Raw genomic sequence first — 16,735 nt, forward strand, 5'->3', positions numbered from 1 at the left:
TTCTTCCGTTGTTATCTACATCCACTATCTCATCAAGTGATTTTATTAACTCTATATTAGGATTACCCGCCTGACAAGAGCAAATACCATTTTTTAAATTTACTGTAGTGCTACTAAAATTTTCTTTCGGTATAGTTACCCAACCTTGATTATCAATATTCCATTCAAGAACAGTTCCATATAAATCCGCACCATCTGATAAAACATTTGCAAATCTAATCCATTTACCAGCATTTGAATTATCATTAAAAGTATATGAACTCTCAGATACTAAATTTCCTCTAAAGTCCGTTTTGTGATGTGATACTTTCGTTAGATAATAAGGATTAAAACTTGCTTTACCATTAGGGTCAAAAGCTAAATATAGACTATTTGTTAATTCTCTAACATTATTTCCACCGGCACCTAAACCTTTATTTCTAGTTCTTATTTCTAATGTTTGATAGCATGGTAATGCTAAAAAGCCCTCTATTTGAACAAATCCACCTTTATTTCTATCTGAACTGTCATCTTTAAAAGGAGGATCTTGAGTAAAATCAACAACTGCTGTTCCTACTAAACTTGGCTCATCATTTCTATCAGGAATAACTCCATATTTTGTTTTGCCTGCAGGTTCACTTCTATGAACTTCACTCTGATAAAAAGGATCGTTTGTTCTTGTGATCTCAGGAAGTGTCCATCGTTTAAAATTAATTTTTGTATCACCGCCACTTGGAGCACTCTCTTGACACACACCTCCATTACAAGCAGAAGTATCTGTTTTATCTTCACTTGCACCAACCCCTTGAACAACAGATACCCCATTAACAATAACTAATCCGTTCTCATCTACATTTGTTCCTAAATTTACTAAAACCCCTTGATTGTAGGTTCCATTAAAATTGGCTCCTGAATTTCCGGGTTGCAAAGTTCCCCCAGCTTGTTGTTCATGAACTCTTGTAAAATCACCTGTCCCCTCTATATAGTCAGGACATCCATCGCCGTCACTATCTAAATCCATATGGTTAGAAATTCCATCGCCATCCGTATCACAAATCGAAACCTGACCTATTCTAAAATTAGCTTCATATAAATACCAATAAATTGTTTGCCCGCTAATACCTACAATTCTATAATATCTATATGCTTTGGAGTTATCAAAAACTAAGTTTTCCGCTTTACTAGCTCCCGTAACTACTCCTGTTGTTAGACCTGTCGCTATAGGACCGGAAAGTGCAATCCAGTTTGTCCCATCATTTGAAGCTTCTACTTTCCATTGTGAATTTGCTTTTATAATTCCATTACTATGTGCTACTAACTCAATAGCATTTATTATCTTAGGCTCACTAAAATCAAACTGTAAATATGTTTTGCCGGCTATATCTTGACTATTAGGTCTAGAATAAACCGAGCTATTTGTTGCATCATCAACTATTTTACTTAAATCTCCTTGCCAACCAAGCTCAGAAGTTACTGTTGTTTGAGTTTTATCAACAGGTGTAGGCTTACAAATAGCTAACTCATCTACATCTAAAATACCATCATTATCATCATCTAAGTCATCATTGTCAGGCACGCCATCACCATCTGCATCTTGTATTACATTTAAAATTTTTATTTTGTAATCTTCTACTTCCCCTTTAATACTATCACTTACAGTATCTGCAGATACATTTGCGCTATCTGTAAAAGCAAATCTTGCAATACTATTACCATATACCGCATCTGATGGAATATTAATCGTTACATCCGTATTACTTACAGAGTTTCTTGCATTTGTAACAGGATTACCGTTTGCATCATATTCACCAAAATTTTCAATTCGTTTATTTACTATAATATGTTCACCGGTATCACTAAAATCCCCATCTCTATTCCAATCAATCCAAGCGTTTAAATAACCACTACCAAAAGTAGTGACTTCTAAAGTGGCTTCGGTCTCATTTTCAGCATCAAATTCAGCACCATCTAAATCGTTACCGTTTATTTTAATACCGTCTTCATCATCAAATAAAACCGCACTTCCTCCTGCTCCGTCATTATCATCACCATCTGCATTTTCATTTGATTTCGCCGATGCATCTCCATCAGGAATTAATTTATTGCCTAAACCGAATTTAGAGCTAATTTTATACCCGGAAACCGGATAATTTAATGGTGCATCTCCATAATCTTTATCATTACTTAATAATGCTTCTAAATTCTCTATTCTCAAAGATACCACAAATAAACGATATCCACTTGGACTTGCGTTACTGTAAGCATCATCATTTTGCACTCTAAACTCAAAACCGCTTACATCATTAAATGCGGCACCTGCTCTACATTCAGGTTGCGTTCTTGACTGATTATCGTTACAATCGCCATCATCTCTTCCTTTCATCCTAATAGTATATTTATTAAAAAAAGTTCCGGGAATCGGTGTAACTTTAGAGTTTACCGAAACATAAGTTTTTGTCGGATCTTTATAATAAATATCATCCGTTTCCGTATGATTTGCTCCGGTTGCTTTATTAATATCCATATCAAAAGTTGTTGTAATTAATCTATCAACAGTAACTGGAGTTGTAGTTCCTTGTTTTACAACTACAATTTTTCCTTCCATCCAACCGGCAGTATGCCCCTGATTTGCATCCGCTTTAACATTAAATTCTATATTTCCATCTTTCAAGCCGATACAATTGTTAGTTCTATCATTTTGTTCGGCTTCAATATAAAGTAAAACATCTAATGCTTCACCTTCATATGTTGAGTTTGTTCCAAATCTATAAGTGGCAACTCCACACTCATTACCGGATATAAGTGTTTTGGAAGTTAAGTGTAGATTAATTGCATTTAAATTAAGTGAAAATGCAATTAAAATAAATATTCCAAATAGTGCTTTATTTAGAAATACTTTCATATAAAAATCCTTACATAATTAAGTTTAAAATTAACAATAATGCTTTTTGCACACCTCATACCAACAAGTGATTAACACTTTTTATACACCTAATAAAACAATAATGACATATTAATATAATTTATTTTAATTAGCTCTTAAAATATTAAGGTTTTACCGATATTTTAAAAAAGAAATTTCCGTAAAATGGGGAAGATTAAGAAAACATTCCTATATAAATATTATTTATATATTTTTACAGAGTCCCTATTTTAGATAGTTTTAAGAACAAAAACATCTCCATTTTACCATTATTTATAAAAATTTACTCTTATTGTTTTTTATTAATTTAAAAATCTTATATTATTTTAATTTATTACAAAAATTACAAATTTTTTACTTTCTTACATATTATACACATTATTTTGACTTAGTTTTTTCGAGGTGTTTATTTTTAGAATATGTAAAATAGGTAATAGCTATGAGCGATAGCTATAGGTTGTGGAGTGATGAAAAAATAGGTTATATATTTTATAAAAAATATTATAAACTTACTGCTATAGACTTTTTAGATAGGTAAAGGTGGAATTTTTTACAAAGTTAACCTTATTTGCTTACGGCTTTTTGCTCGAAGCTTAAAGCTTTTTTTATTTTGCAACCCGTACGACTTACTTATTAGAATCTTCTTTTAATCTTTTTTCAACCGATTTAATTTTTTGCACCAATCTATTTTTATAACCGTTTCTATAATCTATTTTAATTGTGCTATAAATTCTATTACAATCTTCTTGCAAAATTTCGTAAGCTTTATTTACAATATCCAATCCCTCTTTTACGCTATCGCACTCTATAATTGTGCTCATCGGAGTAAATTGATACGGCAAACCGCTTTTTTTAATCATATCTATTACTTTTGCGACATATTTACTTTTACTCTCGCCCTTATCGGTCGGAAAAATTGAAAACTCAATTAATACGCTCATTAACTACCCTTTTTAAATGCGCTTCCAAGCATTCCTTTTATTGCGTTTTGAATATCTGCGGGATATACTACGAATTTCGAATTTTCGCTTTGAGTCATTTTATCTAAAGTTTTTATATATCTATCGCCAAGTAAAAACATTGCAGGTAACTCTTGCCCTTTTAAATTTTCGCTTATAAGCCTCATAGATTCGGCCGAAGCTTGCGCAAGAGCAACTTGAGCTTGCGCATCAAGTTCCGCTGACCTTAATCTTCCTTCGGCTTCTAAAATAGCCGCTTTCTTTTTAGCTTCGGCTAAAGTCTCGACAGCTCTTTTTTCTCTCTCAGCGGCTGCTTGTTGCTCCATCGCTTTTTGCATGGATTCACTCGGCTTAATCTCTTGAATATCGAACGCTTTTAGCGTAACACCCCAATCTTTGGTATCTTGTGCAATCTTTTCGGTTAATCTTGCTTTTATTCTATCTCTATTACTAAAAACCTCATCAAGCAAAAGTTCACCCATTACCGAGCGAAGCGTAGTAATTGTAAGTTGCTCAATTGCGCTTTTATAATCATCAACCCCATAAACCGCATCTTTCGGATTAGTAATTTTTATAAAAACAATCGTATCAACATTAATTACCGCATTATCCGCAGTAATTACATCTTGAGGGTCAATATCTATCGTAATATCTTTAGTTGTCAGCTTAGCCCTTACAAGTTCTATAAACGGAATAATAAAGTTAAGCCCCGGCTCAAGCGTTCTTGAATATTTTCCAAGTCTCTCTACAACCCAGACTTCTCCCTCGGGAATAGTTTTTATACCTAAATATAAAACTAAAATGGTTAAAATAATCAGTAGTAAAACAATTATTAAAATCTCCATCTATTCTCCTTATTCTACCGGCTCAACCTCTAAATATTGTCCTTTAATATCGACAATTTTAGCCTTTTTTCCTTTAGGTATATCTTTATTACTAACCGCAAGCCACACTTTAGCCCCCATTACCGGTAACTCAAACTCTATTTTTCCGGGCTTTAAGCCTATTATATCTTTAGTAATTACACCGACTTCACCGATTGCCGCATTGTGTCTCGATACTTTCGCACCTTCAACTTTACCGTTAATAAACTTTTTCCAAAAAACAAAATAAGCGATAGAAAAAACCATCCATAAAATTAAATCGGTTTTAAAATCGAAATTGTAATATTTCTCTAACGCTCCTACGCTAATTGTTCCAAGCCCAAGCCCAAGAAGTAAAAAGTCTCCCGTTAATAACTCTAAAATAACTAAAATAATACCAAAAACCACCCAAAGCCACCAACCATCTAAAAAAGCTATCATAATTTATTCCTTTTTTCTTAGATTATACCAAAAAAATATTTTTACATACTAAAATAGATAGCTTTTTGCATCAAAATAAGAGCCGAAATTAAAAAAGAAACAATTAAAACAATATAATATTTAAAAGTTATACTACTTCGATAAAACGGAATAAAAACAACAGAAGTTAAAAAAAGCGAGATATATAAATTTCGCAAATGATGGCCGATAAAATAGTCTAATAAAACAATTATAAATGCAACAATAAATGCAAAAATAATCTGTTTAAATATATTATTTGGAGTAGTTATTGGATCGGTTAACATAAAAAATATATAAACTATAAAAGATGTAGAATAAAAACTATTTATAAATTTATCGAAATTCCACATTGGATCGGTTTTTCCGATAACTAAATACTCTAACAAAATATAAAAAAATAAAAATGAAATCGAAATATAAATTCTATTAACTCTAAATAAAATAATAGTTGCCAAAATTACTACGAAAACTATTACAAACCACCCCTGAAATCCGAGCTGTCCGACAATCGGCAAAGCTTTGGGGTAAAAAAGAAAAAGCGCAACTATTAAAGCTAAATTGGAAGGATTAAAAATATGTTTGTTATCGATTTTTAACACTCTTTTTTGCAAAATTGCAATTGTAAGAGCGATAAAGGGTATATACCACTTTAAAAAACCAACCATTAAAATTATTCCGAACGCCGCTACTATAGCCGAAAACGGAAAATATATTTTATTTTCGAAAAAATAGTTTGTTAAATATTCCAAAATAAGCGCATATACGGCTAAAATTAAAATAAATAGAGGCGTTGTTTGTAAAGTGTTATTAAAATATGCCACTATTAAAAGTAGCGTTAAATTAATAAGTTGCTGAAATTGAATATTTTTTATTAAACTCATTTTAAAATGGTATAAAAAAATTGCTTTAAGATAAATTTTTTAGAAAGTTTTAAAAATTTCGGATATAATTTTGCAAAGTTACTAAGTGGTGACCCCTAGGGGACTCGAACCCCTGTGGCCAGGATGAAAACCTGGAATCCTAACCGCTAGATGAAGGGGCCATCAAGCAGCTTCAGTTAAGAAGTAGCGAAATTGTAGCAAAGAAATCTTAAAAAAATATTAAAAAAAGGAAGAATTATGAAAAAATACTTTAATTTTTTATCTTTTATAGCTCTGTTTATTATTAGCGGATGTGTCGGCTCTATGCCAAAATATGATACTTCAACTTCAACTTTTATAATTTTTAAAACCCCTACTTTAAAATATGCCGACCAAGGATTTATTAGCAAGGCAAGCGATGAGACAAAAGTAGAAATTTACTCAAACGGCAAAGCGGTTATGAGACTTAGAGTTACTAATAATCAAGTTTGTTTAAGCTCTTTATCTTGTATGAGTGCAAACGAATTTAATAAAAAAGTGCTAAATGCAAACTATCCAAGCGATACGATAGGTAAAATTTTTAGGGGAGAGCCTATATTTAACGGCAAAAATTTTGTTAAAACAAAAAACGGTTTTAAGCAAAAAATAGGCTCTATTTTTTATAAAGTCGAAGGGAAAAATATAGAATTTCTTGATACAATGGCGGGTGTAAAAATAAAAGTTAAAAATATGGAGCAGTAATGAATAAAAAATATGTAGGCGCTCATGTAAGCGCAAGCGGAGGCGTAGAAAACGCTCCGCTAAATGCGATGAAAATTAATGCTCATGCATTTGCGCTATTTACTAAAAATCAAAGACAATGGAAGGCAAAACCGCTTAGCTTAAAAAGTATAGATGAATTTAAAATAAATTTAAAAAAAAGCGGCATTTTGCCAAAGCATATTTTACCTCACGATAGCTATTTAATAAACCTCGGAGCACCCGATAACGAAAAATTGCAAAAATCAAGAGAAGCATTTATCGACGAGTTAAATAGATGCGAGCAACTTGGGCTTAAAATGTTAAATTTTCACCCCGGAAGCCATTTGCAAAAATTTTCTAAAAAAGACCCGAATTATGAGTCTTTATTAAAAGATGCCCAATACAAATGTTTGGATTTAATAAGCCAATCTATGAATTTGGCAATTGAAGCTACAAAAAACAGCGATGTTATTTTAGTTATCGAAAATACGGCGGGGCAAGGTAGCAACTTGGGTTATAAATTCGAACATCTTGCATATTTAATACAAAACTCAATAGATAAAGATAGAGTTGGCGTTTGTATAGATACTTGCCATATGTTTGCGGCGGGTTATGATATTAGAACCAAAGAGGCTTACGAAAAAACTTGGAAAGAGTTCGATGAAATTGTCGGTTTTAAATATTTAAAAGGAATGCATATAAACGATTCTAAAGCAAAGCTTGGTAGCCGCGTAGATAGACACCACAATTTAGGTTACGGCGAAATCGGGCTTGATGCGTTTAAATTTATAATGAACGATGATAGATTAAACGATATTCCTTTAATTTTAGAAACAATTGACGAGAGTTTATGGCCAAAAGAGATTGAACTTTTATACTCTTTTAATCCATCTTGCAAACCTTAAGAGTTTGCATAAATCCACACATATTTTTAAAACATTAATTTTTTTTACAATTTCCCCTACATTTTTTAAAAAATTACTATATAATATAATTTATTTTAAGCCTAAATAAGAGCATATTTGCAATAATTGGTATATAGTTCGGTTTTATGGTATTAGTTGTCTAAATATAATTATGTAAGGAGTGATAAATTGAAAAATTTAATTAAATCATTCGCCCTAACATTGATAATTTTTATTGTAGTTGGGTGCGGCGGAAACGACCCGGGAGAGTTAAAAGTAGAAACGGTAAAAGAGGGTAAATTAATTGCCGATTTTCCGGCTAACTTTTTAAAAGAAGAACTTTTAAAAAAAGGTCTTATAACTAAAGATAGTAAGGTTTTTGGATATAAAGCATATAAAATTCCTTACACTACAACCGATGAAGAGGGAAAAAAAGTTAAAGCAAGCGGAGTAATGGTGGTTCCTACTAATTATAATACCGATAATAATACTTCTAAAGCTTACGATTTAATAAGCAAAATCGGATTTGCAATGGTTTTAGATTGCCACGGCACAATTTTTAGTAATAACGAAGCTCCAAGCGTAGAGATAGAAAATAGCGCAATGCCAAAAGGCAGTAGCGTAATTTTTAGCGCACTTAGCGGTTTTATAACTCTACAGCCCGATTACATAGGTTTTGGCGCTTCAAAAAATCATTACCATCCATATTTATTAAAAAAATCTTCGGCCCAAAGCACAATAGATTTTTTAAAAGCGGCTCTAAGTTTTGCGCAAATAAACAATATTAATATTATCGCATCTAAAGATTTATATTTAACCGGCTACTCTCAAGGCGGTTTTGTCGCACTTGCAACACTTAAAAAAATAGAAGAGACTAATGAATTTAATATAAAATTAACAATCCCTATGGCAGGACCTTATTTTTTAGATCCGATTGCACAAAGTGTTTTAAATTCTCAAGAAATAGCCGTTCCTTCGTTTATGGCGGCAACTGCATATGCCTACTCTAAAGCTTACAATAAAGATGTAGGCACTTTAATACAAGAACCTTACGCATCTAAGCTACCTACACTTTTTAGCGGCAAATATACAAGAGTTCAAATAGATAAAGAGTTAACGACAAAAGTAAGCGGCGAAAAAGGATTATTTACGCAAGATATCGTATCTAATTACGAAGGCTCTTGGTTTCAAGAAGCACTTAAGCAAAATAGCGTCGTAAATTTTAGCCCGCAAACACCGGTTAAACTGCTTCAGTGTAAAGGCGATACGATTATACCTTATGCTATTTCGCAAAACGCATATAATGTATTTACAAATATGTTAGGTTCAAGCAGTGTCGAATTAATGAGCCCGGTAGAGGTTATTTTAACAAACGACCCAAATACCGACTTAAGATATAACCACTCCGAGTGCGGAGCTTACGCTTACTCAATTGCGGCAAAAATTTTTGCCAATGTTAGAAAGCAAACTATCGGTTATTAAAGGATAAAAAATGAAAAAGATAATTTCTATCTCGGCTTTAACTTTTACTCTTATAAACGCCGCGGCTTACAAACTGCCCGAACAATCTTTAGAGGGGCTTGCTTTGGGTGCGGCAAATGTTGCAAATTGCCAAGGTGCCGATTGTGCTTATTACAACCCGGCAAATATCTCTTTTTTAGATAGCGATAATAACTATTTGGAAGCCGGAATTACTTATGTTTATTTGCCAAAAATTGAATTTATCGGTCAAACTACCATTAACAATTTAACTTTAAATTCAGACGCAAAATCTAAAGAAGAGCATATTTTAGTTCCTTTTGTTCATTATGTCTCAAAACCTTACGGCCCTTTAAGATACTCTTTTAGCATAACGGTTCCGGGAGGCTTAAGCAAAAGATGGGATAGCAGTGTTCAAAAACTTTCCGCTCAAGAGTTCACTTTAAAAACTTTGCAGTTTAATCCTTCCGTTTCTTATAAAATAAACGATAATTTTGCAATTGCCGCAGGAGTTAGCGTTGTTTATAGCGAGGGTAAAGTTTATAGCGACGGTAGCGATATAGGTTTACCACTAAAGCGCGAAATGAAAGGCGATAGTATAGATTACGGCTTTAATATCGCCGCAACTTACAAATTAAGTAACGGTATAAATTTAGCCGCAACTTATAGATCTAAAATTAAACTTAGCGAAGAAGGAAAAGCGAATTTATATTTTGGAAATTTCGGACAAAAATATGATGCGAGCGTAAATGTATATCTGCCTGCCACTTTAACTTTAGCGGTATCTAAAGATTTTGAAAAATTTAGTATGGAGTTTTTATACGAAAAGACATTTTGGAGCGATTATAAAACTTTAGATTTTAATTACGATAAAAAACTTCCTGCACTTTTAGAGGCATTTGACAAACCGATTCCAAAAAATTGGAAAAACAGCGATACTTTTAGAATCTCTTTTAGATATTTTTATAACGATAAGTTAACTTTAATGGCCGGATATAGCTACGATGAATCACCCGTTCCAAACGACACTTTAAGCTATGAACTCCCCGATAGCAACGCACATATTTTTTCTGCGGGCTTTAAATATAGACAAAATAAAAATTTAAGCTGGGGAGCGGCGATTTTATATGATTATAAGAAAAAAAGATATGTTAATAACAGCAAAATAAAAGGCGAATTTAAAAAAGGCGGAGCATTTTTAGTTACAACCGGATTCGAGTATAAATTTTAAAGGAGAAAGATGAATAATAATTTTTGCAGTTTTTATGATATATTGGAGTTTAATGCCACATATTTCGGTAAAAAAACTGCAATTTTTATCGATAAAGAAAAAATTTCTTATTTAAAATTAAAATATGCCGCCGATAAAGTATCGGCTTACTTAAAATATGAAGAAGGCGTAAAAAAGGGTGATAGAGTCGCTATTTTTGCAAATAACTGCTGGGAGTATGTAGCTACAATTTTTGCAATATCAAAATTAGGTGCTATTGTAGTGCCTATTAATAATATGCTTAAATCCAAAGAGTTAAGTTATCTGTTAAACGATGCGAAAGTCGATATTTTATTTACAAGCGACGAATTAAGAACAATTATAGAGGGCTCTTCGGCATCTATTCATTGTAAAAAAATAATTTGGTTCGGCAACGATATAAAATGCACTCGTTTTAACGCAATTTTAAATTACTCTAAAAAAGTATCCAAAGAAAAAGTCTCTTTAGATGATAAAGCCGTAATTTTTTACACTTCGGGAACCACCGGAATACCTAAAGGAGCGCTTCTGACGAATAAAAATATATTTTCTAATTTAAAAGCAATTAATAGCGCTTTAAATTTAACAAACAAAGAAAGAGTGTTACTGTTTTTACCTTTTTACCACTCTTACATTTTTACCGTAAACTTATTAACACCGATATATATAGGTGCAAGTATCGTTATTCCTACAAGTTTTAACTTTAAAGATATAATTTTAAAAATTCTAAAAAAAAGAGTTACTATATTTGTAGCAATACCCGAAGTTTATAAAGCATTAGCAAAAGCAAAATTGCCTTGGTTTTTTTATAAATTTAATAAAATTAAATATTTTGTTAGCGGCTCTTCATCTCTTAATAAAGAAACCTTATCTTTAATGCATAAAAAATTTCCTAAAGCTGTTCTTATCGAAGGTTACGGACTTAGCGAAACTTCACCGGTTGTTACTTTTAATTTGGATACGATAAATAAACCAAACTCCGTAGGAAAACCGATAAACGGATGTAAAATAAAAATTGTAGATAGCAGTGGCAATCAACTTAAAGCCAACCAAATAGGTGAAATTTTAGTAAACGGCGATAATGTTATGATAAGCTATTATAACAACAAAGAAAAAACCCGAAATGTATTAAAAGATGGATGGTTATATACCGGAGATTTGGGTTATTTGGATAATGACGGTAATTTATATATTGTAGATAGAAAAAAAGATGTAATTATTTATAAAGGCATAAATATCTATCCAAAAGAGATAGAAAAAGTTATTAATAGATTTTACGGTGTTAAAGATAGTGCCATAATCGGTTTAAAAAACGAAAAAGACGAAGAGATTCCGGTTGCATTTATAGAGCTTGAAGATGAAATGCAAATAAATATCGATAAACTAAAAGAGCATATAAAAGGATTTTTAGCCGACTATAAAGTGCCTAAAAAATTTATTATTATAGATGAACTTCCAAGAACCACTACAAGAAAAGTATTAAAAAACAAACTTCGAAAGAATTTAAAAAAATATTTATAAAAAGAGTATAATATTAAAAAGCTTTTAGGATAACTTATGAAATTTTTAAAAATACTACTCTTTTTTTTATTAAGTCAAATTGCTTTTAGCGAAGAGATAAAAAGATATGAAGTTAGCGCCTTTTTAGATATAAACGGAAACTTAACCGTAACCGAAAATATATATTACGATTTTAAAAATAATAAAAGACACGGAATTTATAGAGATATTCCGGTTCAAATAAAACTAAACGACAAAATAAAAAATTTAAAAATTAAAATTTTAGGAGTTTTGCAAGATAACAAAAGTGCAACTTGGCAACAAGAGGGATTTACAAGCAATAAAGCGGGAAAATTTTTAAAAATAAAAATAGGCTCGCTCAATTATATATTAACAGGTGTTCACCGCTACACGATTAAATATAAAATCTATAATGTAATTTTACCCTACTCTAAAAATAAAAACTTCGACGCATTAAGATTTAATATAATCGGAAACGGCTGGATGGTGCCTATATACAATATTTACGGCGAAATTATTCTACCTGCGCAAATTGCTAACAATATTATTGATATTAAACCATATAGCGGAAAATTCGGCTCTACTTCCACTTCTGCTAAAACAAAATTTACCGGCGAAGCGATAAAAGTTTATTTAGATAAACTTAACCCTTACGAAGGCTTAACGATAGAAGTAGCTTTTAAAAAAGGTTTAATTAAAACAAATTATATAAATACTTTTAGTAGCTATTTATATCTGTTATATCTGCCTTTTGCATTTTTTTTAATAAAAAGATTTTTTAATTTATATAGCGGTTTTAAAGATAATAGAGCAATTGCACCCCAATATGTGCCGCCTAAAGATTTATCTATTTTACAAGCGGGTTTAATTTTAGATAGTAGAGCCGATAATAAAGATTTTGCCGCCGCCATATTGGAACTTGCGACAAAAGGGTATGTTAAAATTATTCGAAATAACGATAGTTATTCGATTTTAAAAGTTAAAAATAGCGATGAAAATTTAACTAAAGATCAGCAATATTTAATGGATAATTTACTTTTTTACGGCGGAATAAACAGCTTTACTTTAAATCAAAGAGATGAAAACTTGGCTAACAGAATGCAAGAAGCTTTTAAAAATATAAATAAAAATTTATATAACTGGTCGGTTAATGCCGGCTATTTTAGAGAGCTTCCAAGTAATACGAAATTTAAATTTTTTATTAAATCTCTGCTTGCCTCTTTGCCTCTAATTATTTATGCGATATATTTTATTTTGCAAAATTACTCGTTTGATATGTTGTTAATTTTAATTTTTCCTTTAATGTTCGGAGGTGTCGGAGTTTCTATGATTACTCAAAGCGACGGTTTTTTTACAAAAATTATGGGGTTTGTTTTTATATTTTTCGGGCTTCTTCCTTGGCTTGATGCGCTAAATTACGATAAAGAAGAGATATTGTATTTTTTATTGTCGCCTTTTGGAGCGGCGCTTTTATTAATTGTAACGATTGCTTACTTTTCCAAAGATATCGGAAATTTCACTCAAAAAGGGGCATATACGCAAAAATATCTTCTTGGGCTTAAAGAGTTTATTATTCGCGTTAAAGAAGATGAAATAAGAAGAAGATTAAAAAGCGACCCTCTTTATTTGGAAAAATTGCTTCCGTATGCTATGCTTTTTGGCGTAACGAAGCATTATATAGAGCTGTTTAATAAACTTCAAGCCTCAGCGCCCCTTTGGTTAGATGGCGATATTAGCTCGCTTAATAGTTTCGATTCATCTTTTAATCACGCCGCAACTTATAGCGAAAATAGCCAATACGGCAGTTTTGGCGGAGGCGGCGGCTTTAGCGGCGGCGGTGTCGGCGGAGGCGGAGGCGGAAGCTGGTAGTTTAAGATAAACAAGATAAAATAACTTAATAAATTACTAAACTTACAAGGAGATGTTATGAAAAAACTGGGTTTTTTACTACTTTTTGTAGTATCGTTTTTTATTTTTGGTTGCGGAGGCGGTAACGGAGGTTTAAAAGCTCCACCATTACCAAGTGATAATGAAAAAAAAGTTTTAACAAAAAAAGATACCAATAAAACAATTAATGCTATAAATAAAGTTTCTTTTAGTGAAGATTCGGACCAATATAACCCTAATTTTAAACTTATAAGCAAAAACCAAAATATCAATAATGCATTAAATAAAAGTTTAAAAGTTATAAAAAACTACAAAACCTATGACATAACTGATGAATTATGCGATAGAGGAACAGCTACGGTTACCGAAGAAGGAAATAGTGTATCAATGATTTTTAACGGCTGTCAAAGTGGAGGTATTATTTATTATAAAGGTATAATCAAAATTACCGTTGATGATATTAATAGTTACAATCCTGAGATTAAAAAAATAGAATTAAAAGATATATATATTGATGCTTATACCGAAGAACTTAGAGCATATAACGCTACATTTGAAGCTATTAATAACGGTTATAAATATAATATTAACGGTTGGATTAAAACAGAGTGTTTGGGAAAATTTGTAAAAGTAGAAACTAAAACACCTGTAATATTAACTTATACTAATAGTATCAATAGCGAAATAAATTCTGCGACAGGAAAAATTTTAATTTCAGGAAAAAGTAATCATATATTAATTGAATATCTTGATGATAGTGTAAAAATAACCGATCCTACCGGAGAATCAAAAATTTATACTTTTGCGGAATATGAAGCATTATTAAATAAAGATTGTTATTTAGATTTTTATGAGAAAATTTATAGAAGATAACTATAAAATAATAAATTTTATCGCAATGATTGCAGTTGCAATCTATATTGCTTATATTAAGGGTTGGATATTTGCTAATTTTAAGCAAGTAAGTGCGCAAGAAGCGATAAATTTAATAAAAAAAGGAACTTTAGTAATCGATATTAGAGATAAAGAGCAGTTTAAAAAAGGTCATATTAAAGGCGCTATAAATATACCGTTTGAAAAGTTGCAAAATAATTTGAATTTAATTGAAAAGTATAAAAATAAAGAGCTTTTAATCTGCTCTAAAACCGGCACAAACGGCATTAAAATAAGTAGAATTTTAAGTAAAAACAACTTTAAACCGATAAATATAAAAAGCGGAATTTTAGGTTTAGCGGTATTTGGAGGCAAAAACGCCCCCGAACTTTTTACAAAATAGTTACGGTAAAACCGAAGAGTGGTGCTCTAAAATAACCCAATCATCTCCTACTTTTTTATAAACAAAAGTAAATCTCGCACCCACATCGACTCTACCGCCTTTGTCGTCATCCAAAGTAAAAGTATAAAGTCCGGAATTTATTGCGATATCTCCGTAAACTCTAATATTTGCTTCATCAATTTTCCCGACCGGATGTTTTGCTAAAAAGTGATCGAAATAATCGGCAATCTCTTCGCGATTGTGTCTAACTTTAGCCGAAACAGTAGGCAATAAAATACCATCATTTTCATCATAAAGTTCGGCAACTTTTTTAGAATCACCGGTTTGTAAAGTTTCGTTCCATTTATCAAATGCCGCTAAAATCTCTTTTTCCATTAAATCTCCTCTTAATTAAAATATAAATAAATTATATAAAAAAGATATTTACATAATTAAAAAAATATCTTTTTTTTATATAAAAAAAGCTTTTTAAAACCTTTTTAAACACGCTTTTTTAGCTATAATAGCACTAAAAAAAGGGATTAAATGATTTGGGATATTAGCCCGATTGCAATAAGTATAGGCAATTTATCGATATATTGGTATGGAGTCTTTTTCGCAAGCGGTCTGCTTGGCGCATATTTATTAGGCGAGTATATTTTTAAAAAAGAAAACTTAAATCCAAAACTTTTAGAGAGTTTTTTTATCTATTTAATTATTGGCATAACAATCGGCGCAAGGTTAGCTCATGTTTTATTTTACGATTTTGATTATTTTAAAAAGCATCCGATTGAAATTTTTTATGTATGGCAAGGAGGTCTTGCGAGCCACGGCGGGGTTATCGGCGCTATTGTGGCAATTTATCTATTTTGCAAAAAATATAATGTTAATTTTTCGTGGATGCTTGCTCGCTCGGCATTTGCGGCAATGATTTTAGCCCCTTTAATAAGAGTCGGAAATTTTTTTAATTCCGAAATTGTGGGGCTTCCTACAAATAGCTCTTTTGGCGTTATTTTTAAAAGAGTCGATAATATCCCAAGACATCCGGTTGTTTTATACGAATCAATTAGTTATTTTTTAATTTTTTTGCTTCTTTTTTATCTATATAAAAAATTATCAAGTAAACAATTTACAAAAATTACTCTTGGTATCGTTTTGTTTTTCGTATTTTTAGTTAGATTTTTTTTAGAATATTTAAAAACTCCGCAAAGCGAATTTGCAAATATTTTACCTCTATCTATGGGGCAAATTTTAAGTTTACCTTTTATAATTATAGGAGCTATTTTGTTAATTAAAAACTTAGCTAAAGATGTGCGATAATAAAGCTAAAAGCTAAAAGCAGTAAGCCTAAAGCTAACAAGGTTAATTTAAAGCTTAAAGCTGTAAGCCTAAAGCCAAAAGCTAACAAGGTTAATTAAAAGCTAAAAGCTAAAAGCAGTAAGCCAAAAGCTAACAAGGTTAATTTAAAGCTAAAAGCTGTAAGCCACAAGCTTAAAGCTTAAGCATATAAGGTTTGTTTTATAAAACCTATCACCTATCTACTATTGCCCATCACCTATTACCCATCAACTATCACCTATTCCCCATCACCCATAACCTATAACCTATCTCCCATTCCCCATCCTCCATCTCCTATCCATTACAACCTCATA

General features: G+C 31.4%; 15 protein-coding genes and 1 tRNA gene. 9 read left to right on the top strand and 7 right to left on the bottom strand.

The window, feature by feature from the left end:
- The 6 genes from AC30RD_RS01690 to AC30RD_RS01715 all read right to left on the bottom strand — a co-directional run.
- Nucleotides 1-2,881: discoidin domain-containing protein (locus tag AC30RD_RS01690; RefSeq protein ID WP_489492421.1), on the bottom strand; the 2,881-nt coding region annotated here is incomplete at its 3' end.
- Nucleotides 2,882-3,528: 647 nt separating this feature from the next.
- Nucleotides 3,529-3,843 (bottom strand): MTH1187 family thiamine-binding protein, encoded by a 315-nt coding sequence (locus tag AC30RD_RS01695; RefSeq protein WP_489492422.1) that lies wholly within the window; start codon nt 3,841-3,843, stop codon nt 3,529-3,531.
- Nucleotides 3,843-4,706, bottom strand: a complete 864-nt coding sequence (locus AC30RD_RS01700; RefSeq protein WP_489492423.1) for an SPFH domain-containing protein — start codon at nt 4,704-4,706, stop codon at nt 3,843-3,845. Before AC30RD_RS01700 ends, AC30RD_RS01695 begins: the two co-directional genes overlap by 1 nt.
- Before the next feature lie 9 nt (nt 4,707-4,715).
- A complete protein-coding gene (locus tag AC30RD_RS01705; protein WP_489492424.1) occupies nt 4,716-5,165 on the bottom strand; it encodes an NfeD family protein in 450 nt (149 codons plus the stop codon).
- A 41-nt stretch (nt 5,166-5,206) separates the two neighbouring features.
- Nucleotides 5,207-6,067, bottom strand: a complete 861-nt coding sequence (locus AC30RD_RS01710) for a hypothetical protein (protein ID WP_489492426.1) — start codon at nt 6,065-6,067, stop codon at nt 5,207-5,209.
- A gap of 86 nt (nt 6,068-6,153) precedes the next feature.
- Nucleotides 6,154-6,228 (bottom strand) — tRNA-Glu (locus AC30RD_RS01715).
- A 76-nt stretch (nt 6,229-6,304) separates the two neighbouring features.
- Here AC30RD_RS01715 and AC30RD_RS01720 point away from each other — a divergent pair.
- From AC30RD_RS01720 to AC30RD_RS01755, 8 genes are all read left to right on the top strand, one after another.
- On the top strand, nt 6,305-6,787 hold the full coding sequence (locus AC30RD_RS01720) for a hypothetical protein (RefSeq protein WP_489492427.1): 483 nt from the start codon (nt 6,305-6,307) through the stop codon (nt 6,785-6,787).
- Nucleotides 6,787-7,692 carry a deoxyribonuclease IV gene (gene nfo / locus AC30RD_RS01725; protein ID WP_489492428.1) on the top strand — a complete coding sequence of 302 codons (906 nt, stop codon included), beginning with the start codon at nt 6,787-6,789 and terminating at the stop codon, nt 7,690-7,692. Before AC30RD_RS01720 ends, nfo begins: the two co-directional genes overlap by 1 nt.
- A 189-nt stretch (nt 7,693-7,881) precedes the next feature.
- Entirely contained in the window at nt 7,882-9,174 is a 1,293-nt protein-coding gene (locus tag AC30RD_RS01730) for a hypothetical protein (RefSeq protein WP_489492429.1), read from the top strand.
- A gap of 10 nt (nt 9,175-9,184) precedes the next feature.
- Complete coding sequence (locus AC30RD_RS01735; RefSeq protein WP_489492430.1) at nt 9,185-10,402, top strand: OmpP1/FadL family transporter; 1,218 nt, start codon at nt 9,185-9,187, stop codon at nt 10,400-10,402.
- A gap of 9 nt (nt 10,403-10,411) precedes the next feature.
- The gene (locus AC30RD_RS01740) at nt 10,412-11,941 is read left to right on the top strand and encodes a long-chain-fatty-acid--CoA ligase (RefSeq protein ID WP_489492431.1); all 1,530 of its coding nucleotides are present in this window, start codon (nt 10,412-10,414) and stop codon (nt 11,939-11,941) included.
- 36 nt (nt 11,942-11,977) lie between these two features.
- A complete protein-coding gene (locus tag AC30RD_RS01745) occupies nt 11,978-13,810 on the top strand; it encodes a DUF2207 domain-containing protein (protein ID WP_489492433.1) in 1,833 nt (610 codons plus the stop codon).
- 57 nt (nt 13,811-13,867) lie between these two features.
- Nucleotides 13,868-14,701, top strand: coding sequence for a hypothetical protein (locus AC30RD_RS01750; RefSeq protein WP_489492434.1), 834 nt, complete (start codon nt 13,868-13,870; stop codon nt 14,699-14,701).
- Nucleotides 14,679-15,104, top strand: a complete 426-nt coding sequence (locus tag AC30RD_RS01755; RefSeq protein WP_489492435.1) for a rhodanese-like domain-containing protein — start codon at nt 14,679-14,681, stop codon at nt 15,102-15,104. The genes AC30RD_RS01750 and AC30RD_RS01755 overlap by 23 nt, the downstream gene beginning before the upstream one ends.
- Here AC30RD_RS01755 and AC30RD_RS01760 read toward each other — a convergent pair whose 3' ends face one another.
- On the bottom strand, nt 15,105-15,479 hold the full coding sequence (locus tag AC30RD_RS01760) for an SgcJ/EcaC family oxidoreductase (RefSeq protein WP_489492436.1): 375 nt from the start codon (nt 15,477-15,479) through the stop codon (nt 15,105-15,107). It abuts the gene before it with no gap.
- A 150-nt stretch (nt 15,480-15,629) separates the two neighbouring features.
- Here AC30RD_RS01760 and lgt point away from each other — a divergent pair, with 150 nt between their 5' ends.
- Nucleotides 15,630-16,403 (top strand): prolipoprotein diacylglyceryl transferase, encoded by a 774-nt coding sequence (gene lgt, locus AC30RD_RS01765; protein WP_489492437.1) that lies wholly within the window; start codon nt 15,630-15,632, stop codon nt 16,401-16,403.
- The last annotated feature ends 332 nt before the right edge of the window (nt 16,404-16,735 follow it).

The organism is Nitrosophilus sp., assembly GCF_982775275.1.

Bases quoted from the DNA above. Each gene is read 5' to 3' on its own strand.
- AC30RD_RS01695 (WP_489492422.1), bottom strand. From the start codon at position 3,843: ATGAGCGTATTAATTGAGTTTTCAATTTTTCCGACCGATAAGGGCGAG.
- AC30RD_RS01700 (WP_489492423.1), bottom strand. From the start codon at position 4,706: ATGGAGATTTTAATAATTGTTTTACTACTGATTATTTTAACCATTTTA.
- AC30RD_RS01705 (WP_489492424.1), bottom strand. From the start codon at position 5,165: ATGATAGCTTTTTTAGATGGTTGGTGGCTTTGGGTGGTTTTTGGTATT.
- AC30RD_RS01710 (WP_489492426.1), bottom strand. From the start codon at position 6,067: ATGAGTTTAATAAAAAATATTCAATTTCAGCAACTTATTAATTTAACG.
- AC30RD_RS01720 (WP_489492427.1), top strand. From the start codon at position 6,305: ATGAAAAAATACTTTAATTTTTTATCTTTTATAGCTCTGTTTATTATT.
- nfo (WP_489492428.1), top strand. From the start codon at position 6,787: ATGAATAAAAAATATGTAGGCGCTCATGTAAGCGCAAGCGGAGGCGTA.
- AC30RD_RS01735 (WP_489492430.1), top strand. From the start codon at position 9,185: ATGAAAAAGATAATTTCTATCTCGGCTTTAACTTTTACTCTTATAAAC.
- AC30RD_RS01740 (WP_489492431.1), top strand. From the start codon at position 10,412: ATGAATAATAATTTTTGCAGTTTTTATGATATATTGGAGTTTAATGCC.
- AC30RD_RS01745 (WP_489492433.1), top strand. From the start codon at position 11,978: ATGAAATTTTTAAAAATACTACTCTTTTTTTTATTAAGTCAAATTGCT.
- AC30RD_RS01750 (WP_489492434.1), top strand. From the start codon at position 13,868: ATGAAAAAACTGGGTTTTTTACTACTTTTTGTAGTATCGTTTTTTATT.
- AC30RD_RS01755 (WP_489492435.1), top strand. From the start codon at position 14,679: ATGAGAAAATTTATAGAAGATAACTATAAAATAATAAATTTTATCGCA.
- AC30RD_RS01760 (WP_489492436.1), bottom strand. From the start codon at position 15,479: ATGGAAAAAGAGATTTTAGCGGCATTTGATAAATGGAACGAAACTTTA.
- lgt (WP_489492437.1), top strand. From the start codon at position 15,630: ATGATTTGGGATATTAGCCCGATTGCAATAAGTATAGGCAATTTATCG.